Here is a 22,985-nt window from a genome sequence, read left to right on the forward strand (position 1 = left end):
GAACCTTAACTGCTGGGCGGGCGCTGCGCGACAACATGGCCCCTTTGCGCCGATCCTGCAATCCGGCAGCCGGCGTTGCGACCATATGCATGCGCAGCGCGTTCAATTGGTGGCGGTCGGCCTGTCCCGCAGCTTCTGGGGGTCGAGAGCGACGTTGCGCACGACCTGGCCGGGGCCGCCGAGCGCGGCGACAGGCTGGCCGTCGATCTCGATCTGCAGGCCGCCGGCATTGCCGGTGGTGAGCCGCTGCCCCTCCTGCGCCGGAACGGTGTAGCTCTCGCCCGCCGCCATCACCCGAGACATCAGCACGCCGCCCTGCCGGTCACGGATCTGGACCCAGCTGTCGGCGCTGGCCTTCAGCACGATCCGGCCCTCGCCCGCCAGCGGCACCTGCGGCGCCGGCGGCTCGTTCGCCAGGGCGGCGCCGAGCGGACGGTCGGCCAGCGCCAGGGTGGCCGGCAGCGGCGGCTGGGCCGCGGGCTGCGGCGCAGCCGCGACCGGCGGCAGCGCCACCTGCGGTGCGGCGGCGGGGGTGGGCGCCGTGGCCGGAGCCGGCGCGGTCTGGGCCATTACCGACGGGGCGGGCGTCGCGGGCTGCGGCAGCGCCGGGGTGCCGGCCGGGGCGGTCGGGCCGGGGACGATCGGGCCTGCGGTCATGCGCTCGCCGGGGCCGGGTTCGGCCGGCGACGCGGCCGGCTGCAGGCTGGGGCCGCTGTTCGGCGCCGCCGGCTGCACCACCGGGCCCGGAGCCGACTCCGGCTGGGTGTTGCCGTCGAGCAGCGCCGCGAAGCGCGCGGGCAGGGCCGCGATCTCCGCCGCCACGTCGCGATTGGCCGAGGACAGATAGTACCAGCCGGCATAGGCCAGCCCGCCGATCAGCACCGCGATCATCAGGATCGCGCCGCCCGGAACGCGGCTGCCCTCGGGCACCGGCGCCGGAAACACCAGATCGGGCTTCTTCTCGACCGCGGTGGATTCGCGCTTGAAGCGGGCGACCATCTGGTCGCCGTCGAAGCCGAGGAACTCGGCATAGGTGCGGACGAAGCCGATGGCGTAGACCGGACCGGGCAGATCCTGGTGGCGGCCGTCCTCGATCGCCTGCAGGAGTCCGTGGCGGATGCGCAGCGCCGCGGCCACGTCGTAGAGGCTGTAGCCGGCGATCTCGCGCGCCTGGGCGAGAATGCGGCCGACCGGGGCGCTCATATCGATCACGTGGTCCACCGCCCCGGCGTCGAGAGAATTGTCAGGGGAGTCCGCGGCCTCATGCACCACGGCGAGGTGTTTGCGATTGCTCTGGGCCATGTCGTTCCAGCCGCTTTGTGCTGACCGAAGTGTTACAGATGAAAGCCGGCACGTCGCCCTGTCATGATGTCGAGGCCCACTCCCCCACGACCGAGACGACTGTCTTTATTTAGACGATTCCGGACGCACAGCAAAACGAATCCGAGATTCGTCACACTATATTGCAACGTCATGATCACGGGCATAGGCACGAATTGCGGAGCGAAGCGAACCGCGAGCGCTGGTCCGGGTCTGGGACAACCAGCGCGAGAAGTGTCCGAGATCGAGGCTTCGGATCATAGTCCTGACCGCGCCGATCGCCGTGGCCGGCATCGACAGGGTGCGAAATCCTAGGCCCAGGAGCGTCATCGCCTCGATCGGCCGCGACGCCATCTCGCCGCACAGGCTGATCCGCCGGCCGGCGGCGTCGCAGCGCGCCACCGCCTCGGCCAGGGCCGAGATCAGCCCGGGCGACAGCGTGTCGAAGCGCTGCGCCACCCGGGTGTTGGTGCGGTCGGCGGCATAGAGGTACTGCATCAGGTCGTTCGAGCCGACGGCGACGAAATCGGCCGTGCGCAGCACCTGGTCGAGCTGCCACAGCAGCGACGGCACCTCCAGCATCACCCCGACGCTGATGTCGTCCGAGACCGGCACGCCCTGGGTCGCGGCCCGCGCCACCTCGCGGTCGAACAGCGCCCGGGCGGCGTCCAGCTCGGAGACCTCGGCCACCATCGGGAACATCACCCCGAAGGGACGCCCGGCGGCACCCTGGATCAGGGCCCTGATCTGCTGCCGCAACATCGCCGGCCGGTCCAGGCCGATGCGGATGGCGCGCCAGCCCAGCGCCGGGTTGTCCTCGTCGATCTCGGCGAAATAGGGCAGCCGCTTGTCGCCGCCGACATCGAGGGTGCGGAACACCACCGGCCGCCCCTCCGCCAGGTCGATCACCCGGGCGTAGAGATCGGTCTGGGTGGCGACGCTGGGATATTCCGACCGCACCATGAACGGGATCTCGGTGCGGTAGAGGCCGATGCCGTCGGCGCCGACCGCGTCGAGATGCGGCATGTCGGAGAGCAGGCCGGCGTTCAGCATCAGCGACACGGCGACGCCGTCGCGCGTCACCGCCGGCAGCCGCGCCTCCTCGGCGTAGAGCCTGCGCTGCCCGGCCTGGACCTGGATCGCCTTGCCGATGGTCTCGATCACGTCCTCGGACGGGCGGACGAAGACGTTGCCGTGGTCGCCGTCGACCACGATCGGGTCGAGCGGCTCGATCAGCCGCATCGCCTCGACGCAGCGGCCGATCACCGGGATGTCGAGGGCGCGGGCGATGATCGCGACATGGCTGGTCGCCGAGCCCTCCTCCAGCACCAGGCCGCGCAGCTTGCGCCGGTCGTAGTCGAGCAGCTCGGCCGGGCCGATGGCGCGGGCGACCAGGATCGTGTCGTCGGGCAGGGTGCCGAGCGCCGCGGCCGAGGTGCGGCCCGCCAGATGCAGCAGCAGGCGGTTGGCGAGGTCGTCGAAATCGGCCAGGCGCTCGCGCAGATAGGGGTCGGTGACCCGCGCCATCCGCGCCGCCATGTCGTTCTGCACGCGCTGCACCGCCGCCTCGGCCGACAGGCCGGTGTCGATCGCCTCGTGGATCCGGCCGAGCCAGCCGCGGTCCTCGGCGAACATGCGGTAGGTCTCGAGGATGTCGCCGCCCTCGCCGATGCCGCCGGCGCGGTGGTCGGCCACGAGGTCGTCGAGCGAGCGGTGCATGTGCTCGACCGCCTGGCGCAGCCGCTCCAGCTCCACCGCCGGGTCGTCGGCGACCATCTGGCGGACCGTGATCTGGGTCCGGTGCAGCACCGCCAGCCCCTGGGCCAGGCCGCCGTTGAGGGCGATGCCGTGCAGCCGGGCCGGCAGCGACACCGCGGTCGGGCTCGCCACCTCGTCCGGCCGCGCGATCTCGCCGCCGACGATCAGCTCGGCCACCACCATGGCGATGGTCTCGAGCGTCTCGACCTCGTCCTCCGAGTAGTTGCGCCGCATCTGGTTCTGGATCACCAGCACGCCGCGCACCTTGCCGCCGCGCAGGATCGGCACGCCCATCAGCGATTCGTACGGGTCCTCGCCCGTCTCCGGCCGATAGGCGAACTTCGGATGGGCGGGGGCGTTGGCGATGGCCAGCGGCCGCGCCGTCGCCGCGATCTCGCCCACCAGGCCCTCGCCGACCCGGAGGCGGGTGCGGTGCACCGCGTCGGGGTTGAGGCCGATGGTGGCGAACAGCTCCAGCACGTCGCCCGGCCGGGCGACGTAGCAGGAGCAGACCTCGGCCACCATCTCGGCGGCGATCAGGGTGACGATCTTGTCGAGGCGCGACTGCGCCGTGCCCGAGCCCGCCATGACGTCGCGCAGGCGGGCGAGGAGGCGACGCGACGGCCCGATGCCCGGGGCGGGCCCGCCCGCCGGCCGGGTCATCAGGCCTTCTCCATCAGGCCTTGTCCAGGCCGTAGGCGGTGTGCAGCGCCCGGACCGCCAGCTCGGTGTACTGCTCGGCCACCAGCACGCTGATCTTGATCTCGGAGGTCGAGATCACCTGGATGTTGATGCCGTTCTCGGCCAGCGCCTTGAACATGCGCTGGGCGACGCCGGCATGGCTGCGCATGCCGACGCCGATCACCGAGATCTTGACCACGTTCTCATCCGGGATCAGGTGGCTGTAGCCGAGCCCGTCCTTGTGCTGGGACAGCACCTTGACCGCACGCTCCAGATCCGCCTTGCCGACGGTGAAGGTGAGGTCCGTCGCCTGACCGTCCTCGGAGATGTTCTGGACGATCATGTCGACGTTGATGTTGGCGTCGGTCAGCGGCCCGAAGATCGCCGCCGCCACGCCCGGCCGGTCCGGCACGCGGACCACGGTGATCTTGGCCTCGTCCCGGCTGTACGCGATCCCGCTGACGACCTCTTTCTCCACGATCTCGTCCTCGTCCACCACCAGGGTCCCTGGCACATCCTCGAAGCTGGAGAGCACCTGCACCCGGACCCGATGGTTCATCGCCATCTCGACCGAGCGGGTCTGCAGCACCTTGGCGCCGAGCGACGCCATCTCCAGCATCTCTTCGTAAGTGATCTTATCGAGCTTGCGCGCCTTGCGCACGATCCGCGGATCGCAGGTGTAGACGCCGTCGACATCGGTGTAGATGTCGCAGCGATCCGCCTTCAGCGCCGCCGCCAGCGCCACCGCCGAGGTGTCGGAACCGCCGCGGCCGAGGGTGGTGATGCGGCCAGAGGTGGCGACGCCCTGGAAGCCAGCCATCACCGGCACCTCGCCGCGCGCCAGCGATTCCTCGAGCAGCTGCGCGTCGATGTCGAGGATCCGGGCCTTGGCATGCGACCCGTCGGTGTGCACCGCGACCTGCCAGCCCTGGAACGATCGCGCCGGCAGCCCGATCTCCTGCAGCGCCAGCGCCAGCAGACCGGAGGTGACCTGCTCGCCCGAGGCGACCACGGCATCGTATTCGCGCGGATCGTGCAGCGGCGAGATGTCGTTGCAGTACTTCACCAGCTGATTGGTGACGCCGGACATGGCCGAGACCACGACGGCGACCTGGTTGCCGCGCGCGACCTCCGCCTGCACCCGGCGGGCGACGTTCTTGATCCGCTCGACATCGGCGACCGACGTGCCGCCAAACTTCTGAACAATGCGCGCCATCGGCCGCCGCGGGTTGAAGTGACAGGGGCGCCGCGGGCCGGAATGCCGGCATTGCGGCCGCGAGGCCCGCTACCCATACTGCGTCGCCGAGACCGACGCAACGGCCCCTGTGTTGCGTCGCGCTCGCGACGCAAGGTTTTGGCGCAACTGTAAACACGAGGACTCTTCTTTCATGGCGCAAAGCCCGGCGGCGACGATCGATTCCGCCGAGATCGCCCGCTTCGAGGCGATGGCGGCGGACTGGTGGGATCCGGACGGCAAGTTCCGCCCGCTGCACCGGATGAATCCGCTGCGCATCGGCTATGTCCGCGACCGGATCTGCACCCGGCTGGGCCGCGACCCGCTGGCGCCGAAGCCGTTGTCCGGCCTGTCCGTCCTCGACATCGGCTGCGGCGGCGGCCTGCTGTCGGAGCCAATGGCCCGGCTGGGCGCCACGGTCACCGGGGTCGATGCCGGCGCCGAGGCGATCGGCGTCGCCCGCGCCCATGCCGCGGAGTCCGGCCTGGACATCGACTATCGCTGCACCAGCGCCGAGACGCTCGCCGCCGAAGGCGCCCGCTTCGACGCCGTGCTGGCGCTCGAGATCGTCGAGCACGTCGCCGATGTCGAGGCCTTCTGCGGCGCGCTGGCCACGCTGCTGCGGCCGGGCGGCACGCTGGTGATGTCGACCCTGAACCGCACCCGGCGAAGCTGGGCCGTCGCCATCCTCGGCGCCGAGCATGTGCTGCGGGTCATCCCGCGCGGCACCCATGAGTGGCGGAAGTTCCTGAAGCCGCACGAGCTGGCGGCGGCGCTGCGCCGGGCCGGGCTGGCCGTGGAGGACATCGCCGGCATGGTGCCGGACCCGCGCGGCGGATGGCGGCTGGCGCCGCACCGGCTGGGGGTGAACTACATCCTGGCGGCGGCCAGGCCGGGATGATCGTCGTCACGGGCAGCGCCGGCTATCTCGGCTCCCGCATCGTCACCTCCCTGCTCTGCGCTGGCCCGGTGGCCGGGGTCGACCGGGCCGAGGCGCCGACCGTGACCCATCGCGCCGACATCCTCGACGGCGTCACGCTGCGCCGGGCCTTCCGCGGGGCCCGCGTGGTGATCCACACCGCCGGGCTGAATGGCGGGCCGACCGGCGGCCCGGGCGCGCCGGCGCCGGCCGAGGAGATGCGGCGGATCAATGTCGGCGGCACAGAGGCGGTGATCGCGGCGGCGCGCGATGCCGGGGTGCGGCGGCTGGTGCTGACCAGCACCACCGCCCTCTATGGCGGCGCGATCCGCCCGGCCGCGGCCGCGGTCTGGGTGACCGAGGAGCTGCCGGCGGCACCGGAGACGCCGTATGAGGAGAGCAAGCGCGACGCCGAGGCGCTGGTGCTCGCGGCCGCGGGGACATTCCCGGAAGGCTGCCTGATCCTGCGCTGCGGCCGCTTCTTCCCGGCGCCGCCGAACGAGACGGTCAACGACCGGCTGTACCGCGGCGTCGACCCGCGCGACGTGGCGGCGGCGCATATCGCGGCGGCGGAGCGGCCGGGCGGCGGCGCCCATGTGCTGAACATCGCCGCCGCCAGCCCCTTCACGCCCGGGGATTGCGCGGCGTTGCGCCGGGACCCGCTGCCGGCGCTGCGCCGCCGTCACCCCTTCGTCGAGGGCGCCTATCGGCAGCTCGGCTGGAGGCTGCCGACCACGATCGACCGCGTCATTTCGATCGAAAGGGCCCGCGGGGTCATCGGCTACACGCCGCAGCACAATTTCCGCGAAGCGCTGGCCGAGCAGCTCTGGCTCGACGCCTGGCCGCGCCGGTCCGACGCCGGGCCGGTCCGGGGCTGAGGCCGAACCTGCAGCATTTCCTTGGAATTTGCTCTTGCGGTAGGTCCGACCCGTGTTATCTAATTCTCGCGACTGATACAACAACATTAGCGCATTCTATTTTATGCGCGCCTGCTGGTGGCCGGGATGAATATCGGAATTTTTACCGAGTTGTATCCTCCGAGCATTGGAGGACAGGAAATTCGCTTTGCCGAACTCGCACAAGTCTTTCGAGAGCGCGGCCACAATGTCTCAGTATATTGTATAGCGCACAAAAGAGATTTGCTGAATCGCGAGACCCTGAACGGTATTGAGGTGCATCGGTTTCCGGTGGACGAGCACTACCAGAGGCCGCAGTCGCGCCTAGTACCTCGGAATCCGGTTACCATATTAAAGTATGCAACCTGGGTGCGAGGCGTTCTGAAATCGCGCAGCTTCGACCTCAGCCTGTTCAACCAATGGCCCCTGGCCCATATCGCCTTCGCGCCGCGCAGCGCCCGGCAGCGCGCGATCCTCGATTGGTGCGAGGTGCGCGACGCCGGCTTCTACCGCCTGATGCAATGGATGCTGCCCCGCCTGAGCGGGCAGAACATGGGCGTGGGCCCGGCGGTCTGCGCTCGGATCGGCGCCGCGTCCGGGCGGCCGGTCTTCTATCTGCCGAGCGGCATCCGCCGCGCTGCCTATCGCAGCCTGCCGGCCTCCGAACGCCGCGGCATCCTCTATCTCGGCCGCATCACCGCCCATAAGAACCTGACCTTCCTGATCGACGCCTTCGCCCGGCTGAAGGCGGCCGGCCACAACCGGCAAGGGCCGCTCGGCGATGACGAGCTGGTGATCGCCGGGGACGGCCCGGAGCTGCCGGCGCTGCGCGCCCATGCCGCCGGCTCGCCGGCTGCGGGCCAGATCCGGATCCTGGGCCCGGTCAGCGAGCAGCAGAAGATCGAGCTGCTCGGTACCGCCAGGCTCCTGGCGATCACGAGCCGGCGCGAGGGCTTTCCCCGTATTGTCGCCGAAGCCATGGCGAGCGGTCTGCCGACCGTGACCGCGCGCTTTCTCGAGAACGGCACCGCCGACGTCGTCGAGCATTACGGCTGCGGCGTCGTCACCGCGCCGGAGGTCGACGCCTTCGCCGACGGCCTGATCGCCGTCACCGACGGCTGGGATGATCTGTCCCGGCGCGGCCTGGCCCGCGCCGATGAACTGGATTGGCAGGCGCTCGCGGAGCAGATCGAGAGCCGGGCCGTGGCTGGAATTTCAAGAATGAAGGTCCAGGATTCATGCGCATTCTGATCACGGGCGCGGCCGGTTTCATCGGCAGCCAAATCACCCGGCGCCTGGCCCGGGAAGGCCATGAGATCCTGGCCGTCGACAACCTGTCCTTCGGCCGCGAAAGCTCCCTGCCCGAGGAGGCGGTGTTCAAGCGCCTCAACATCGGCACCTGCGGCAGCACCGAGCTTCTGGAGCTGGTCGAGGAGTTCCAGCCGGACGGGGCGATCCATTTCGCCGCGATCCATTTCATCCCCTATTGCATGGCCCATCCGGACGAGACCTTCGCCACCAATGTCCGGGGCACCGAGCTGGTGCTGCGCTCGCTCGAGCGGACCCCGGCGCGCAAGGTGGTCTTCGCCTCGACCATGGATGTCTACGCCCCGGTCGACCGGGTCCATCGCGAGACCGACCAGGCCGCCCCGGTCAACGCCTACGGCCTGTCGAAGCTCTTGGGCGAGGATCTGCTCGCCTATGCCACCCGCACCAACGACCGGCTGTCCGGCGTGGCCCTGCGCTTCGCCAACGCCTTCGGCCCGGGCGAAACCAACCCGCACCTGATTCCCGACGCCCTGAAGCGCATGCGCGACCCGTCGCAGCCGGAGATCCGCATGGGTTATCTCGGCGCCACCCGCGACTTCATCCACGTCTCCGACATCGCCGATGCGGCGATCGCCGCCCTGTTCCAGGACACCGGGCGGTTCGAGGTGTTCAACGTCGCCTCCTCGGTGCCGACGCCGGTGCGCGACGTGGTCGAGACGATCCGGCGCCTGGTCGGCGACCCCCGGCCGATCGTCGAGGACAAGAAGCAGTTCCGGAAGTTCGACCGCCCGTCGCTCTCCGCCGACACCACCAAGATCCGCGCCGGGCTCGGCTGGGCCCCGAAATGGTCGCTCGAGGAGGGGCTGCGCGATCTGGTACAGCACACCTTCGGCGCCGAGCTGCGCCTGATCGCCTGATCCCCGGCGACGTCCGGGCCCCATACGGGCGAGCCGATCGTCATCATCGCGACCCCGAAGGGCGTGGCGATCCAGCGGCAAAGCTGGATTGCCACGGCGCTTCGCGCCTCGCGATGACGGTCTCGCTCTGCCGCGCCCGGACGACCTCCGGTGAAGATCGCCGGGCTCAGCCCCGGCGATTCCGGTCGAGGCGAAAGGCGATGGCGGCGCCCAGCAGGAGGCCGAGCAGCCCGGCGAGGGCGAGGATACGGCCCTTCCTCGGCGAAGTCGGCTCCGACAGCACCTCCGGCTCCTCCAGCGCCTCGGCGGCGAAGGGCAGGTTCGGCTGGATCAGCATCAGGATCTTCTCCTGATCCAGGATCAGGCCGATCAGGGTCTGACGATAGTCGTTGACGGTGACGTTCTGCAGCCGCCGCTGCAGATATTCGAGCTTGCTCTGGGTCTGCTGGTAGATCGCCTGCTTGATCTGGTCGTCGCTGTAGCGGTGCAGATAGCCCAGGGTCTGGCGCGCGACCTCGGAATCCTCGGCGTCGATCGACAGGGTGGTGATCGGCGAATCCCGGTCCTGCTCCTGATTGAGGTTCCGGCGCAGGAACTCGGCGACCGCCTGGGCGCTGGTGTCGACGCCGGTGTCGAGGCCGAGGGCGGCCTTGACCGGGGTCAGGACCGAAGCGCTCTCCCAGATCTTGCGCTCGTCGTTCCAGCGCAGATTCATCAGGCTCTCGACCAGCCCGGCATGCTGCTTCAGCGCCGTCGCGGTGCTCACCGAGGTGAGCTGCTTGGAGAAGCGGTCGAAATAGGTGATCTGCTCGGTGCCCGTCAGGCTGCTGAGCGAGTTGGCGATCATCGAGGCGCCGGCGTTGCGCAGCAGGTCGGACAGCTGCTGCGACGCCTCGGTCGGCATGACCACGAGCCGCGCGGTGTAGCGGGTCGGCGACATCATGATCCAGAGGCCGCCGAGGCCCAGCGCCACCAGGACGGTCAGGGCGACCAGCCAGCGATGGCGCCAGGTCGAGGCGATCACCTCCTGGGCGATGGATTCGCTCGAGCGGATCCTCTCCGGCGCGGCGTCGGTCGCGCTGGGCGCGGGGTCGAGCAGATGGTGGGTGGCGACGGTCATGCCGCACTCGCATTCGGTTGCCGACGCGCCTCCACGACCCGGAGCGCCGCCATGAAGCCGTCGACCACGGCCGAGACATTCTCCTCGGTCGTGCTGCCCGGGTCGTGGATCGGGTCGCCGACCCGGCCCGGGAAGGACTGGGCGTGGAGCCAGCTCAGGAAGGCGGCGGGATCGGCCCGGCCGTCGCGGTCGTCGCGCTGCAGCAGGCGCTCGAACGCGGCGCGGCTGAGCGTCGACAGGTCGATCGTGCCCGGCGACATCACCGGGGCGAAGTACATCGGCGCGAAGGTCGCGGATTTGAGGCCCAGCAGGCCGGCCTCGAGGCAGACGGTGCCCGAGGGCGACAGCACCAGCCGCGCCGCCTCCATCAGCCGGAAGGTGTCGGCGTAGGGGTCGATCAGGCGCACGCCCGGGATCCGCCGCAGCTCGTCATAATAGTGCGGCGCGCGGAAGCCGATCGCGTTGGAATGCTCCTTGACGTAGATCTCCCAGCCATGCGGGATCACCCGCGACAGGGCGCGGACATTCTCGATCTGGTCGGCATGGCGATGGGCGAAGACGTCGATCGACCCTTCCGGCTGCATGTGCAGCGTGACCAGGACGAAGGGCCGCTGGCCGGGGATGCCGTCGCGCTCGAAAGGCTTCTTCCAGCGGGTGCGGTAGGTGTTGACGATCCGGTTGAAGCGCCAGCGCGAGCGGTGCGCCAGGGTCGGCAGGGTCTCGTCGCCCTCCGTGGCCTTCGAGAAGGCCTGCACCACGGATTCGGCGAGCCAGTGGCTGCGGAAGAACCGGATCTTGTTGTTGATGTGGAAGTAGTAGGGCCGGTAGGCGCGGCTGCGCAGCGCCTCCAGGATGGTCTCGGCGGCCTCGCGGTCCGACCGGTCCGGCTTGCGGATCTCGAAGACCTCGGCCTGGTCGTAGCCGGTGAAGAAGCCGAAGCGGTCGGACGGCACCCGGACCGTCGACGGCGAGAGATAGAGCCGGCCCTGCGCCCTGCACAGCTGGGTCGTGGCCAGCTCGAACGCCCAGGTCTGCTCGCCGAAGGCGGCGTGGATGTCGTGGCGCCGGAGGAAGCGCGAGATCTCCCGCGCGGCCACGGCCAGATAGGCCTTGGCGTAGGGCCGCTTGCGCAGCTCGCGATCCATCAGGATCACCTCGTTGGCGGCGAGACCGCCGGCCTCGAGCTCGGTCAGCCCCGGATCGGCCGGATCCGTCGGCAACGCCCGGCGCCATTCCTCCTTGAAATCGGCGAGGCAGAGGATCCGATCCGGCTGCCAGCCTTCCCGGATCAGCGCGTCCGCCCATCGGCGGCTGGCCGCGATCCAAGTGACCCCGACCCCCTTCCGTTCGAGGCCACGCCCGATCCTCTCGAACAACATCGTACGGTAATTATTGGATAAAAGGCATATATTCATTATTCCGCGCCATGCGTCCGAGGACAGGCTGCCGGCGACTCGACGCGGTTCCGCGACGGCCGACGGCACATAACCCACTAACCGCAAGCGGGGACGGTGACAAGAGACCACGGCACGGAAGGCGGGAAGAAATCGCCGGCCCGATCAAATCAGGGTAGTGGCGGGCCGATCCGGCCGGCGCGGATCAGGAATCGGTCCGCGATACCCAGGGAATGCGGGCGACCCCGATCCCCTCTTCCTCCAGCTCGCGCGCCTCGGCCTCGGTCGCCTCGCCGTAGATGTCGCGATGCCCGGCTTCCTCGTAGTGGATCTTGCGCGCTTCCTCGGCGAAACGGTCGCCGACATACTCGCAATTCTCTTCGATCTTGCGGCGCAGGGCCTCGAGCTGGCGGCGCGCCTCGGCCATGGTGGTGTGGGGCCGCCGGCCGTCCTCGGCCGGGCGCTTGGCGATCGCCGGCGCCATCAGCGCCTTCTGCACCGAGCTGCTGCCGCACACCGGGCAGTTGACCTCGCCCGCCGCCACCTGCGTGTCATAGGTGTCGCTGTTCCGGAACCAGGCCTCGAAGCCGTGGCCGGCCTCGCATCGCAATTCGTACAGGATCATCGCATTCCATGCTCCGCTTTCGTCATACGATGGTCCGTTCCGGGCCGCAAAGAAAATGACGTCTCAAATGCTGCATATCCCCCCTGTGTCCGCCTGGGTCGCGCGCTTCGCCCCGCTGGTGCCGAAAGCCGCGCCGGTGCTGGACCTCGCCTGCGGCAGCGGCCGCCATCTGCGGCACTTCCGGGCCCGCGGCCACGCCGTGGCCGGCGTCGACATCGACCTGCAGGGCGTGGCGGATCTGGCCGGCGCGGAAGGGATCGAGATCCTGCAGGCCGATATCGAGGGCGGCCCCTGGCCCTTCGCCGGCCGCCGCTTCGCCGGCATCGTCGTCGCCAACTACCTGCACCGGCCGCTGCTGCCCGTGATCATCGATGCGCTGGCCCCGGGCGGCGTGCTGATCTACGAGACCTTCGCCCAGGGCAATCAGCGCTTCGGCCGGCCTTCCACCCCCGCCTATCTGCTCAAGGCCGGGGAGCTGGTCGACGCCGTGGCGGGTCGGCTGCAGGTGATCGCCTATGAGCACGGCGAGGTCGCCTCGCCCCGCGCCGCCGTGGTGCAGCGGATCTGCGCCGTCGCCGACCTGGCACCCGTGCCGGCGCTGGACGGGTCGCCCGAGCCGCATCCTTTGCCTGCGCCCTGAGCGCTCCTCATCGGCATCCGGAGCCGGTACGATCGCCCGGATCTGCGAAAACGTCGGGCATTTGCAGCCGAGAGGAGACAGGCGTGGCCGAAGGAACGATCGTCTGGGGCGTGCTGGGCGCCGCCAAGATCAACGACAAGGTCGTCCCGCCGATGACCCGTGCCCGGCACTGCCGGGTCAAGGCGATCGCCTCGCGCTCGGCGGAGAAATCCGCGGCCGCGGCGGCGACATACGGGCTGCCGGTGGCCTATGACAGCTACGAGGCGCTGCTGGCCGACCCGGAGATCGACGCGGTCTACATCCCGCTGCCGAACCACCTGCATGTCGAATGGACCATCAAGGCGGCCGAGGCCGGCAAGCACGTGCTGTGCGAGAAGCCGATCGGGCTGAACGCCGAGGAGGCGCGGCGGCTGATCGCGGCGCGCGACAAGAGCGGCCGGCGCATCCAGGAGGCCTTCATGGTGCGCACCCATCCGCAATGGCTGAAGGTGCGCGAGCTGGTGCAGGAGGGCGCGATCGGCGAGCTGCGGGCCGTCACCGGCGCCTTCACCTACCGCAACATCGACCCGAACAACATCCGCAACAAGGCCGATATCGGCGGCGGCGGCCTCCTGGACATCGGCTGCTACCCGATCACCACCTCGCGCTTCATCACCGGGCGCGAGCCGCGCCGGGTGGTGTCGCTCCTGGACCGCGACCCGGTGTTCAAGATCGACCGGCTGGGCAGCGTTCTCCTGGACTATGACGGGGTGCAGGCCAGCTTCGTCTATTCCACCCAGATCCCCGGCTATCAGCGCATGCAGTTCCTGGGCACCAAGGGCCGGATCGAGGTGGAGATCCCGTTCAACGCCCCGAACGACCGGCCCTGCCGCCTGCTGCTGGACGACGGGTCGAGCCTGTCCGGCGAGGGCATCAGGCCGATCGAGGTCCCGGTCTGCGACCAGTACGGCGTCGCCGCCAGCGCCTTCGCCGAAGCGATCCTCGCCGGCACGGAGCAGCCGGTGCCGCTGGAGAACACGCTGGCCAACATGCAGGTGATCGACGCCGTCTTCCGCTCCGCCCTGTCCGGCCGGTGGGAGACGCCGTGAGCGAGGTGCCGTCGGTCGCCGAGCCGGCCGCCATCACCCGCGAATCGCTGAAGAACGGCATCCTGCAGCGCATGATCGCGGCCGGCGACCCGACGGCGGAGGTCCTGTCCTTCGAGGCGCTGGCCGAATCGCGCCGGGCGATGCTGGCGGCGGAGGGCGCGGCCGGCGACGTCTGGGTCTTCGGCTACGGCTCGCTGATCTGGAACCCCGCCTTCCATTTCGTCGAGCGCCGCACCGGCGTGATCCACGGCTGGCATCGCCGCTTCTGCCTGTGGACCTCGCTCGGTCGCGGCACGCCGGAGCGGCCGGGACTGGTGCTGGGCCTCGACCGCGGCGGCACCTGCCGCGGCGTCGTGTTCCGCATCGCCGCCGCGGCGGTGGAGGAGGAGCTGGACCTGATCTGGCGGCGCGAGATGGTGACCGCCTCCTACGTCCCGCGCTGGGTGACGGCGACGACGCCGGACGGCCCGGTGCGGGCGATCGCCTTCACCATCAACCGCGCCCAGCCGCGCTATGCCGGCCGGCTGAGCGAGGAGGAGACGGCCCGGGTCGTGGCCGGGGCCCATGGCCAGCTGGGCAGCTGCCAGGACTATTTCCGCTCGACCCTCGAACATCTGGTCGAGCTCGGCATCCGCGATCACGGCCTCGAGGCGCTGCGGCGCCGGATCGCGGCGATCGACGGGGGCTGAGCCGGGCGATCCGCCGATCCCGGGAATAGCCGGCGCGTCTCGATCGTCCTGTGTCGTGAGCCGGGCGGCCTGACCGCCCGCATCACAACCCGGAGATCCCCATGCGCCATTCCTCGCGCACGACCCTTCCCTTCGCCCTGGCGCTCGGCCTGCTCTACGCGTCCGGCGCGACCGCGGCGACCTGGACCCTGGCCGGCCCTTCGAAGGCGGACCCGATGCTCATCACCGTCAAGGACGGGAATGGCGGCGGGCATGGAGGCGGGAACGGCGGGGGCAACGGAGGTGGGAACGGTGGCGGCAACGGCGGTGGGAACGCCGGCGGCAATGGCGGCGGCAAGAGCGATGCCGGAAGCGACCGCGGCAAGAGCGCCGACAGCGCCCGCGGGCGATCGTCCGCGACGTCGGCCGCCACCGCTCTCGACGACGACACCGATGTCGCCGTGACCCGCCCGGGCCGGACCCGCCAGGTCGAGACCGCGGCGTTCCCGAACCATGGCGCCCGGGTATCGACCATGGTCGGGCTGTCCAAGGAGCTGGGCTATGGCGCCCGGGTCGGCGCCATGCAGGCGAATTTCGGCACGCCGCAGGAGACCGGCATCCGGGCGCTGGAGGACCGGATCGCGGCGCTCGAGGCCGACCCGACCGCCGATCCGCACGTCATCGATGCCCTGGAGGCCGAGCTGGCCGAGCGGACCGCGGCGGTGAAGCCCGGCACCGGCCCGGCCGGGGACTGGGAATCGGCCAATCTGGACGTCGACGGCAACGGCGTGGTCGACGAGACCGACCGCTCCCTCGCCCGGCAGGGCTTCCGTCCGTTCGATTGATCCGGCTGGCGGGGCGCGACGGCACCGTCGCGCCCCGACGCCGTCCTAGAAGCTGGCCTGCACCCGGTAGAGGCCGGCATAGACCCCGCCGGCGGCCAGTAGCTGCTCATGCGTTCCCTGCTCGGCGATGCCCTGGTCGGTCAGGACCAGGATGCGGTCGGCATGGCGCACCGTGGACAGCCGGTGGGCGATGACCAGAGTCGTGCGGTCCCGCGCCAGGTCCAGCAGCGCCTGCTGCACCGCCCGCTCGCTCTCGTTGTCGAGGGCGCTGGTGGCCTCGTCGAAGATCAGGATCGCCGGGTCCTTCAGGAAGGCCCGGGCGATGGTCAGCCGCTGCTTCTGGCCGCCCGACAGCTTGACGCCGCGCTGGCCGATATCGGTGTCGTAGCCGTCCGGCAGCGCGATGATGAAGTCGTGCGCGTTGGCCGCCTTCGCCGCTGCGACGATCTCCTCCTGCGTCGCCTCCGGCCGGCCGTAGCGCAGATTCTCCGCCACCGTCCCGGCGAACAGGTAGACGTCCTGCTGCACCACCCCGACGGCGCGCCGCAGCGACGCCAGGGTGACGTTGCGGATGTCCGTGCCGTCGATCAGGATCCGCCCCTCCGTCGCCTCGTAGAAGCGCGGGATCAAGGCGCAGAGCGTGCTCTTGCCGGCGCCGGAGGCCCCGACCAGGGCGACGAACTCGCCGGGCCGGATGTCCAGCGACAGGCCCTGGAACACATGCGGCCTGTCGTCCTCGTAGCGGAAGCCGACATCGCGGAAGGAGATCGCGCCGCGCGGCCGGGCCAGCTCGACCGCGCCGGGCCGGTCCTGGATCTCCGGCTCGACCTCCAGGATCTCCATCATCCGGGTGAAGCCGGTGTAGCCCTCCTGCCAGAGCCGGGCGAAGTTCGCCAGCCGCTTCACCGGGTCGACCAGCGCCGCGACGCAGAGCAGGAAGGTCAGCATGTCGGCCACGGCGAGCTGCCCCTCCGCGACCCTGACCGCGCCGGCGACGATGATGATCACGGTGATGAGCTGCGGGAACGTCTCCGTGCCCATCGAGAAGAAGGCCTCGCTGCGGTAGCCGGCGCGGCGGCTGTCGAGGAAGGCGGCGTTCTGCTCCTCGAAGCGGCGATTCTCGACTTCCTCGTTGGCGAAGGACTGCACCACGCGGATGCCGGCCAGCGAGTCCTCGACCCGCTCGTTCACCGCCGCGATCCGCTGCCTGCTGAGCAGGAGTGCCCGGTTCATGCGGCGGTTGAAGTGCAGCGCATAGGCGACCGCGAAGGGCAGCACCGCCAGGATCATCAGGGCCAGCGGCGGGTCGAGCCAGGCCAGGATGGCGAGCGCCCCGGCGAATTTCAGCACCGCGATGGCCAGGTCCTCCGGCCCGTGGTGATAGAGCTCGCCCAGCGAGAACAGGTCGTTGGTGATGCGGCTCATCAGCTGCCCGACCCGCTCGCGGTCGTAGAAGCCGAAGGACAGCTTCTGCAGATGCGCGAACAGCTCGCGGCGCAGGGCGCTTTCCATCTTCGCGCCCATGACATGGCCCTGGTAGTCGACGAACAGGTTGCTGAGCGCCTGCAGGACGACCACGGCGAGCATGGCCGCGCCGAGGATGTAGACCTCTTCGAGCGCCCCGGGGACGTCGCCCAGGCCGGTGAGCCGCTTGGTGACGATGTTAGCGCCGAGCGGCAGGATCAGCGCCGTCGCCGAGACGACGAAGGCGCAGGACAGGTCGGCCGCCAGCAGCGGGATGTGCGGCCGGTAGTAGGAGAGGAACTTGCGGATCCGCGCCCAGGCGACATCGCGCGGCACGTCGCGGCCGGACCGGCGCGCCGGCGGTGAGGCGAGGGGGAAGCGGGAGGCGTCGGCCGCGCGGCGCGGCCGGAAGGCGAGGCCGCTAAGTGCGGCGTCCTGATGCGCCGGCGACCTCCGAAGTCGGGACAACATGAGGCTTCATGTCCTGGTGGTGGGTGGTCACTCCTTTCTCTTTGGACATGAAGGTCGTCATCTCGCCCTCCTGGGGATCGTTCGGGGCCGGACTATGCGGCAGCGACCCGGATCGGGCAACGCCGATCTGCCGATCCTGTGATCAATTTGCCTCGGTGTGACCGGCCGGCATCAGTCCCGCGGCCGCCGGGCAAGGCGCGGATGGCCGGTGGCGTCGTCGGTGCGCCAGGCCTGGGACTGGAACTTCAGGAACAGCGCCGCCCAGCGCCCCTGCGGGAAGGCGATCAAGAGGGCGCCGTCCTGGCCGGTGCCGTTGTCGCTGCGGAACCGCTCCTCCGGGCTGCCCTGGTTCATGTGGATGTTGTGCATGCCGCGCGACGGCATGAAGCCGAAGCCGTGATCGGCGACGGGATCCGGCCCGAAGGGCTCGCCGAAGGCGTAGAGCATGGCGTCGGGCTCGGCGATCGCGCGGGCGACGATGCGGTCGATCTTCTCGTTCAGGTCGTTGTCCGGCCCCGGCCGCGACGCCGGTAGCGGCCGCATGTGCGACCGGTCGAACAGCCCGTCGCGGACATAGTCGAGGCCCTTCCCTTTCGCGATCGCGGTGAGACCCAAGGGCAGCGCCGCGATCCGGTCCGTCAGGGCATGCGCGAAGTCGGCGTCGAGGGCGTATTCCACCGCCGACGGCCAGGACGAGCCATGGACGTTGACCGCGACGCGGTGGTCGCGGCCGCCGTCGTGAACGCGGATGTGATAGTGGTTCGATCCCTCGGCGGCGAGGCGGCGGTCGGTCGGGCGCCCCTTGAGCACCGCGTAGCGCTCGAGCGCCATCCTCCGGGGGCTATTCCCCGGCCGCGCGCAGGGGCGCCTCGGGCGGGGCGACGCGGCGGTCGTGGCGCAGCGCCGGCACGGCGCTGCGCGCCTCCTCCACCCGCGCCAGGTCGATCTCGGCGGTGACGACCCCGACCGCCTCGCCGGCATCGGCCAGGACCTCGCCCCAGGGGGCGACGATCAGCGAATGGCCGTAGGTCTGGCGGCCCTTGTCATGGGTGCCGGTCTGGGCCGGGGCGATGACGAAGCTGCCGGTCTCGATCGCCCGGGCGCGCAGCAGCACATGCCAATGCGCCTGCCCGGTCTTGCGGGTGAAGGCGGCCGGCACGCTGAGGATATTGGCCCCGGCCTGGGCCAGCGTCCGGTACAGATAGGCGAAGCGCAGGTCGTAGCAGACGGTCAAGCCCAGCACGCCGCCCGCGGGCAGCGGCGCCACCACCGCCTGGTCGCCCGGGTCGAAGGTGGCGCTCTCGCGGTAGCGCTCGCCCCCGGCCAGGTCGACGTCGAACATGTGGATCTTGTCGTAGCGCGCCAGGATCTCGCCCGACGGCGCGAACAGGAAGGAACGGTTGGCGACCTTGCCGTCGGCCAGCCTGATGCCGAGCGACCCGATCAGCAGCGTCGCCCCGGTCTCGCGCGCCAGACCGGCGAAGAAGGGCAGGCCGGGATGCTGCTCCTCCGGCAAGGCGCGCTGCAGGATGGCCTCGCGGCCCTGGGCGATGAAGCCGGTGTTCTCCGGCGTCGCGATCAGATCCGCCCCGGCGTCGCGGGCCCGCCGGATCAGCGCTCCCGCCTCCTGCAGATTCGGCTCGATCTCGGTGCCGACATTGAGCTGGACGCAGGCGGCGGTGAAGCGGGTCATGCGGTCACCCCGGAACGGGTTAGGCCGGCGCGCTCTCGGCCAGCAGCGGATCGAGCCTGCCGGCGCGCTCCAGCGCCTGGAGGTCGTCGTTCCCGCCGACATGGGTCGAGCCGATGAAGATCTGCGGCACGGTGTTGCGGCCGTTGGCGCGCTGCCGCATCTCCTCCCGCCGCGACGGCTCGGCCACCACATCGATCTCCTCGAAGCTGACGCCCTTCTGGGTCAGCAGCTTCTTGGCCATGTAGCAGTACGGGCAGAACGGGCTGGAGTAGACGGTGACGGATGGCATGCGGATCCTCCGAAGAGTTCACCGAATATGAGGTCATTCCGCCATCGATGCCAGGGGTCTGCGCCCGGCGAATGGCGCCCATGCCCTCAGCGCGCCTCAGAGTCCGGCCCGGAATCCGTTCCGGTAAGTCGGCTGGCGTGGTTTTCGGGAACCGGAGCGCAGCGGACATGGAAGTCCGTGAGCACCGGAAGCGCAGAAAACCGCGTCAGATGGCCGCCGGGGCGAGTTCCGGGCCGGACTCTCAACTCCCGGGTGACGGCACCCGCGCCAGGGTGACGACGTCGACGCCGGCGGCGCCCTTGCGCCGCAGCGCCCGGGCGCATTCGTCGATGGTCGCACCGGTGGTCAGGACGTCGTCAACCAGCAGGACGCGCCGTCCCTCGACCAGCGCCTCGCGGCCCGGCCGCACGGCGAACGCGCCGGCGACGTTGCGCCGCCGCGCCCGCCGGTCCTGCCCGCCCTGGCTGGGCGTCGCCCGGCGCCGGACCAGCAGGTCCGGCACGACCGGCCGGCCGGCTTCGCGGCCGAGCGCCAGCGCCAGCAGCGCCGCCTGATTGTAGCGCCGGCGCAGCAGGCGCCAGCGGTGCAGCGGCACCGGCGCGATCACCTCGACGTCGGCCAGGAACGGTGCTGCCGCCCGCTGCAGCATGCGGCCGAAGGCCGGAGCCGCATGGGTCTGGTCGCCGTGCTTGAAGGCCAGGATCAGCTTGCGGCTGAGGTCGTCGTAGAGGAAGGCGGCGCGGGCCCGGTCCCACAGCGGCGGATACGCCAGGCAGTTGCCGCAGACCGGGTCATCGCCCGCCCCGGCCGCCGCCGCATGGTCGAAGGGCAGGCCGCAGCGGCGGCAGAGCGGCGGGCCGAGGAAGGCGAGCTGCGCCCAGCAGGCCGCGCACAACGCCCCCGGCGCCATGACTTCGGCGCCGCAGGACAGGCAGCGCAGCGGCAGCACGGCGTCGAGCAGGGCCGTTCCGGCGCGCCTGAGCCACGGGGCGACGGCAGCGCGCACCGCCGCCTACCGGCCGAGGGCGATGCCGTCGCGCCGCGGATCGGCGCCGCCGACCAGCCCGTCCGGGCCGATCTGGATGCCGTGCAGGCCGCTGACCTGTTCCATCACCACCACCTCGTGCCCGCGCGCCGCCAGCGCATCCTTCAGCGCCTCGGCCGCCATCCCCGCCTCCAGCTCGGTCGGGCCGTTGCGGTTGACGACATGACCCAGCCCGATCGCCTGCTGCACGTCCAGCCCCCAGTCGAGCACGCCGATGATAGCCTGGGCGACATAGGGGCTGATACGGGCGCCGCCGGGCGACCCGATCACCAGCACCGGCCGGCCCTCCCGGTCCAGCACGATGGTCGGGGCCATCGAACTGCGCGGCCGCTTGCCGGGCTCGACCCGGTTCGCCACCGGCCGGCCGGCGGCATAGGGCAGGAAGGAGAAGTCGGTCAGCCCGCTGTTCAGAAGGAAGCCGCGCACCATCAGATGCGACCCGAAGCCGCCCTCGATGGTGCTGCTCAGCGACACGACGCTGCCCTGGGCGTCCACGATCGAGACATGGCTGGTGTCGGGCGGCTCGGCCGAGGCGTCGGAGCTCCATTCCTCCTCCACGCGCCGCGGCGGGCTGCCGGGCGCCACCGGCGCCGGCGCCGCCCGGCCGGGCGAGATCGCCTGGGCCCGCGCGGCCAGATAGGCGGTGTCGAGCAGCCCCTGCACCGGCACCGGGACGAAATCCGCGTCGGCGACGTAGCGGTCGCGGTCGGCGAAGGCCAGCTTGCCGGCTTCGGCGAACAGGTGCCAGGCATCGGCCGAGCCGGGCCCCATCGACCGCAGATCGAAGGGCTCGAGCAGCCCGAGGATCTGGCCGACGGCGATGCCGCCGGAGCTCGGCGGCCCCATGCCGCAGACCCGCCAGACGCGGTAGGGGATGCAGGCGGGCTGGCGCTCGACCACCCGGTACGTCTCCAGATCGATCGGCGCCAGCCGGCCGGGATTGCCAGGGGCGCCCTGGACCGCGGCGACGATGTCGGTGCCGATCGGCCCCAGATAGAAGGCTTCGTCGCCGGCGCTGAGGATGAAGCGCAGGGTCTCGGCGAAGGCCGGGTTGCGCAGGGTCTCGCCGGCTTGCGGCGCCCGGCCGCCGGGGAAGAAGGTATCGCGCGCCCGCCGGTCCCGCTTCAGCCGCTCCGCCGCGTCGCCGGCCAGCAGGGCCGCCAGCTGCAGGGAGACGGGAAAGCCGGATTCGGCCAGCCCGATCGCCGGCCGGAACAGGCGGTCGAGCGACAGCCTGCCCCAGCGTTTATGCGCTTCCAGCAGCAGCTTCAGCGTGCCGGGGGTGCCGACGGACCGGCCGCCCGCCGCGGCGGCGAGGATGGGCATCGGCCGGCCCGACGCATCGAGGAACAGGCCGCCATCGGCGGCCCGCGGCGCGGTCTCGCGCCCGTCGAGCGCGACCAGCCTGCGCGACGGCCCGTCGAAATGCAGCAGCAGTGCGCCGCCGCCGATGCCGCTCGACTGCGGTTCGACCAGGTTGAGCACGAGCTGCACCGCGATCATGGCATCGACGGCGGTGCCGTTCTCCGCCAGCACGTCGTAGCCGGCCCAGGCTGCGATCGGGTTTGCCGCCGCGACCATGAACTGCCTGGCGCGGACCGCGGGTTCGCCACTGCGGCCTGCCGCCACCTGAGATGCGGCGCCGGCGCCCGGGAGCGGCTGCGCCAGGACCGTGCCGGCGGCCACGAACAGCAGGCCGACGCCGATCGCGCCGAGCAGAAAAAGGGGCTTCCAGCCGGTCCGGCGCATTCTCTCCCTCACCGCATCGCATAAGGGAGTATTCCACGGCAGCCGCCGGCGCCCAATCCCCTGTCTGGGAGATTCGGTCGGTCAGGTCAGGCTGAGGCCGCCGTCCAGGGTCACGATCTCGCCGGTCACGTAGTCCGAGCGGATCAGCCCGAACACCACCTCCGCCACATCCGCCGGCTGCGCCGCCCGGCGCATCGGCGCCGTGCTGGCCCAGAGCTGCTGCGCCTCGGTCCAGGCCGCGGTCATCGGCGTGTCGACCAGGCCGGGGGCGACGGCATTGACCCGGATCGCCGGCGCCAGCGTCTTGGCGAGCAGCCGGGTGACGTGGTGCAGCGCCGCCTTGGAGGCGGCATAGGGCACCGAGGCGCCGCGCGGCCGGGCCCCGGCATGGGAGCCGATATTGACCACCGCGGCCGGCCGGCCGCGTGCCGCCGCCTCGCGCAGCGCCGCCTCGGCCTCCGCCACCAGCAGCCAGGGGGCGATGACGTTGACCTGGTGCAGCCGGCGCCAGAGATCCGGCGTCGCCGCCTTGAGGTCGGCGTGCGGCACTGTGGCGGTGATGCCGGCGCTGTTGACCAGCGCGTCGATCCGGCCGTGCCGCGCCAGCACCGCCCGGACCAGGGCCGGCGGCCCCTCATCCGTCGCCAGGTCGGCGGCGGTGTAGCTGGCGCCGCCGCCGAGCTCCGCCGCCAGCGCCTCGCCGGCCGCGGCGGAGGCGCGCGAATGCAGCGCCACGGCCCAGCCTTCCGCGGCCAGCCGCCGGGCCACCGCCGCGCCGATGCCGGAGGTCGATCCCGTCACCAGGGCCACCGGCCGGTCCGCTGCCGTCATCATCCGCTCCCTCGCGTTCATCCCTCGCGGCCCGGTCTCGCGGCCGGCACCCGCACCCCCTATAGTGCG

At 70.9% G+C, this 22,985-nt stretch carries 21 protein-coding genes; 8 read left to right on the forward strand and 13 right to left on the reverse strand.

The annotated features are described in order from the left end of the window. Window positions 1-102: 102 nt before the first annotated feature. The 3 genes from G537_RS0129915 to G537_RS0129925 form a co-directional block, all read right to left on the reverse strand. The gene (locus G537_RS0129915) at window positions 103-1,302 is read right to left on the reverse strand and encodes a helix-turn-helix domain-containing protein (RefSeq protein WP_026873172.1); all 1,200 of its coding nucleotides are present in this window, start codon (window positions 1,300-1,302) and stop codon (window positions 103-105) included. A 156-nt stretch (window positions 1,303-1,458) separates the two neighbouring features. Continuing rightward, window positions 1,459-3,741, reverse strand: a complete 2,283-nt coding sequence (gene ptsP / locus G537_RS0129920) for a phosphoenolpyruvate--protein phosphotransferase (RefSeq protein WP_034853505.1) — start codon at window positions 3,739-3,741, stop codon at window positions 1,459-1,461. A gap of 13 nt (window positions 3,742-3,754) precedes the next feature. After that, window positions 3,755-4,975 carry an aspartate kinase gene (locus G537_RS0129925; RefSeq protein WP_026873174.1) on the reverse strand — a complete coding sequence of 407 codons (1,221 nt, stop codon included), beginning with the start codon at window positions 4,973-4,975 and terminating at the stop codon, window positions 3,755-3,757. A gap of 172 nt (window positions 4,976-5,147) precedes the next feature. On the opposite strand from G537_RS0129925, the gene ubiG reads away from it, so the two are divergent. The 4 genes from ubiG to G537_RS0129945 all read left to right on the forward strand — a co-directional run bounded on the left by ubiG (window position 5,148) and on the right by G537_RS0129945 (window position 8,994). Then, complete coding sequence (gene ubiG, locus G537_RS0129930; RefSeq protein ID WP_026873175.1) at window positions 5,148-5,894, forward strand: bifunctional 2-polyprenyl-6-hydroxyphenol methylase/3-demethylubiquinol 3-O-methyltransferase UbiG; 747 nt, start codon at window positions 5,148-5,150, stop codon at window positions 5,892-5,894. After that, a complete protein-coding gene (locus G537_RS40765) occupies window positions 5,891-6,790 on the forward strand; it encodes an NAD-dependent epimerase/dehydratase family protein (protein WP_051249313.1) in 900 nt (299 codons plus the stop codon). Before ubiG ends, G537_RS40765 begins: the two co-directional genes overlap by 4 nt. 126 nt (window positions 6,791-6,916) lie before the next feature. Continuing rightward, entirely contained in the window at window positions 6,917-8,059 is a 1,143-nt protein-coding gene (locus G537_RS0129940) for a glycosyltransferase family 4 protein (protein ID WP_026873176.1), read from the forward strand. Then, window positions 8,047-8,994 (forward strand): NAD-dependent epimerase/dehydratase family protein, encoded by a 948-nt coding sequence (locus G537_RS0129945; RefSeq protein WP_026873177.1) that lies wholly within the window; start codon window positions 8,047-8,049, stop codon window positions 8,992-8,994. Before G537_RS0129940 ends, G537_RS0129945 begins: the two co-directional genes overlap by 13 nt. A gap of 166 nt (window positions 8,995-9,160) precedes the next feature. On the opposite strand, the gene G537_RS0129950 is transcribed toward G537_RS0129945, so the two are convergent. From G537_RS0129950 to G537_RS0129960, 3 genes are all read right to left on the reverse strand, one after another. Continuing rightward, window positions 9,161-10,114 carry a Wzz/FepE/Etk N-terminal domain-containing protein gene (locus tag G537_RS0129950; protein WP_026873178.1) on the reverse strand — a complete coding sequence of 318 codons (954 nt, stop codon included), beginning with the start codon at window positions 10,112-10,114 and terminating at the stop codon, window positions 9,161-9,163. Next, window positions 10,111-11,493, reverse strand: a complete 1,383-nt coding sequence (locus G537_RS0129955) for a UDP-N-acetyl glucosamine 2-epimerase (protein WP_026873179.1) — start codon at window positions 11,491-11,493, stop codon at window positions 10,111-10,113. Before G537_RS0129955 ends, G537_RS0129950 begins: the two co-directional genes overlap by 4 nt. Window positions 11,494-11,713: 220 nt before the next feature. Continuing rightward, window positions 11,714-12,133: a DUF1178 family protein gene (locus G537_RS0129960; protein WP_026873180.1), complete on the reverse strand. Its 420-nt coding sequence runs from the start codon at window positions 12,131-12,133 to the stop codon at window positions 11,714-11,716. Between the two features lie 67 nt (window positions 12,134-12,200). Here G537_RS0129960 and G537_RS0129965 point away from each other — a divergent pair, with 67 nt between their 5' ends. The 4 genes from G537_RS0129965 to G537_RS44815 all read left to right on the forward strand — a co-directional run bounded on the left by G537_RS0129965 (window position 12,201) and on the right by G537_RS44815 (window position 15,374). Next, window positions 12,201-12,773 carry a class I SAM-dependent methyltransferase gene (locus tag G537_RS0129965; protein ID WP_211230556.1) on the forward strand — a complete coding sequence of 191 codons (573 nt, stop codon included), beginning with the start codon at window positions 12,201-12,203 and terminating at the stop codon, window positions 12,771-12,773. A gap of 83 nt (window positions 12,774-12,856) precedes the next feature. Further along, window positions 12,857-13,861, forward strand: a complete 1,005-nt coding sequence (locus G537_RS0129970; protein WP_026873182.1) for a Gfo/Idh/MocA family protein — start codon at window positions 12,857-12,859, stop codon at window positions 13,859-13,861. Beyond that, on the forward strand, window positions 13,858-14,550 hold the full coding sequence (locus tag G537_RS0129975; protein ID WP_245579170.1) for a gamma-glutamylcyclotransferase: 693 nt from the start codon (window positions 13,858-13,860) through the stop codon (window positions 14,548-14,550). Before G537_RS0129970 ends, G537_RS0129975 begins: the two co-directional genes overlap by 4 nt. Before the next feature lie 101 nt (window positions 14,551-14,651). Further along, window positions 14,652-15,374, forward strand: a complete 723-nt coding sequence (locus G537_RS44815) for a hypothetical protein (RefSeq protein ID WP_051249315.1) — start codon at window positions 14,652-14,654, stop codon at window positions 15,372-15,374. Between the two features lie 45 nt (window positions 15,375-15,419). Here the strand turns inward: G537_RS44815 and G537_RS0129985 are convergent, their stop codons facing one another. From G537_RS0129985 to G537_RS0130015, 7 genes are all read right to left on the reverse strand, one after another. Then, on the reverse strand, window positions 15,420-17,309 hold the full coding sequence (locus G537_RS0129985) for an ABC transporter ATP-binding protein (RefSeq protein WP_081689147.1): 1,890 nt from the start codon (window positions 17,307-17,309) through the stop codon (window positions 15,420-15,422). A 171-nt stretch (window positions 17,310-17,480) separates the two neighbouring features. Beyond that, window positions 17,481-18,140, reverse strand: a complete 660-nt coding sequence (locus tag G537_RS40775; RefSeq protein WP_051249316.1) for a YukJ family protein — start codon at window positions 18,138-18,140, stop codon at window positions 17,481-17,483. 10 nt (window positions 18,141-18,150) lie between these two features. Beyond that, window positions 18,151-19,002, reverse strand: coding sequence for a carbon-nitrogen hydrolase family protein (locus tag G537_RS0129995; protein WP_026873185.1), 852 nt, complete (start codon window positions 19,000-19,002; stop codon window positions 18,151-18,153). Window positions 19,003-19,021: 19 nt separating this feature from the next. Further along, entirely contained in the window at window positions 19,022-19,291 is a 270-nt protein-coding gene (grxC, locus tag G537_RS0130000; protein ID WP_026873186.1) for a glutaredoxin 3, read from the reverse strand. A gap of 241 nt (window positions 19,292-19,532) precedes the next feature. Continuing rightward, window positions 19,533-20,297 (reverse strand): ComF family protein, encoded by a 765-nt coding sequence (locus G537_RS0130005; RefSeq protein ID WP_026873187.1) that lies wholly within the window; start codon window positions 20,295-20,297, stop codon window positions 19,533-19,535. 6 nt (window positions 20,298-20,303) lie between these two features. After that, window positions 20,304-22,085 carry a gamma-glutamyltransferase gene (gene ggt / locus G537_RS40780; RefSeq protein ID WP_034853508.1) on the reverse strand — a complete coding sequence of 594 codons (1,782 nt, stop codon included), beginning with the start codon at window positions 22,083-22,085 and terminating at the stop codon, window positions 20,304-20,306. 81 nt (window positions 22,086-22,166) lie between these two features. Continuing rightward, window positions 22,167-22,919: an SDR family NAD(P)-dependent oxidoreductase gene (locus G537_RS0130015; protein ID WP_211230557.1), complete on the reverse strand. Its 753-nt coding sequence runs from the start codon at window positions 22,917-22,919 to the stop codon at window positions 22,167-22,169. Window positions 22,920-22,985 lie beyond the last annotated feature (66 nt).

This window comes from Inquilinus limosus DSM 16000, assembly GCF_000423185.1.
Lineage (GTDB): Bacteria > Pseudomonadota > Alphaproteobacteria > DSM-16000 > Inquilinaceae > Inquilinus > Inquilinus limosus.